Here is a 723-nt window from a genome sequence, read left to right as displayed (position 1 = left end):
CGCCTGCCCAGCCCTCCCGCGCGCGGGCCAGCTGCGGGGACGGCAAGAGCGGCGCCTTTCCGATCGGGGCCCGGATCCGTGGCGGCCCGGCCGTCTACCGGGCCGGCGGCGGACCGCAGAGCTGGCTGCTGGACCTCACCAACACCACCAGCGGCACCTGCACCGCCATCCACCCCGTGATCGTGTTCACCGACCCCGCCCGGGCCCTGCGCCCCGCGCACCTGCGCATGGAGTTCGAGGCCCCCGGCGGGCCGTACCCCGTCAGCCTGGAGCGCAGCGACCGCGACGAGATCATCGCGGTGTTCGACGGCAAGGACGCCTTCCCCGGCTTCTCCGTACCGGCCGGGGGTTCCGCCACCGTCAAAGTGCGGCTGGCCTTCGCCCCCGACGCCCCCCTCGGCGAGGTCCTCGCCGACGCCGCGCTGGTGCAGCGGAAGGGGGACGACGGGGAGTGGGTGGGCACGGCCGGCGGGTACCGGTTCTCCGTGGAAGGCCCGGAAGGCCCCGAGGAGCCGGAGGAAGCGGCCGCGGCCGCCGGCTCGCTCGCGCACACCGGCCCCCGGGAGTGGGCCTACGGCGCCGGAGCCGTCGCCGCCCTGGCCCTCGGCGGCGGCCTCCTGCTGACCGCCCACCGCCTCCGCCGCGGCCGGCCCGACCCGCGCCGGTCGAGCTGAGCCGTACGCGCCCGCGCCGGTCGAGCTGAGCCGTACGCGCCCGCGCCGG

At 78.0% G+C, this 723-nt stretch carries 1 protein-coding gene; it reads left to right on the top strand.

The genetic code is table 11. The features are described from left to right. On the top strand, window positions 1-674 hold a 674-nt coding region (locus tag VR44_RS40320; protein WP_052714050.1), incomplete at its 5' end, for a hypothetical protein. Window positions 675-723 lie beyond the last annotated feature (49 nt).

Origin of the sequence: Streptomyces katrae (assembly GCF_000966975.1) — a bacterium.
Taxonomy (GTDB): Bacteria; Actinomycetota; Actinomycetes; order Streptomycetales; family Streptomycetaceae; genus Streptomyces; species Streptomyces katrae.
The sequence above is the reverse complement of the archived record's forward strand: the minus strand, read 5'-3'. Positions and strand labels throughout refer to the sequence as shown.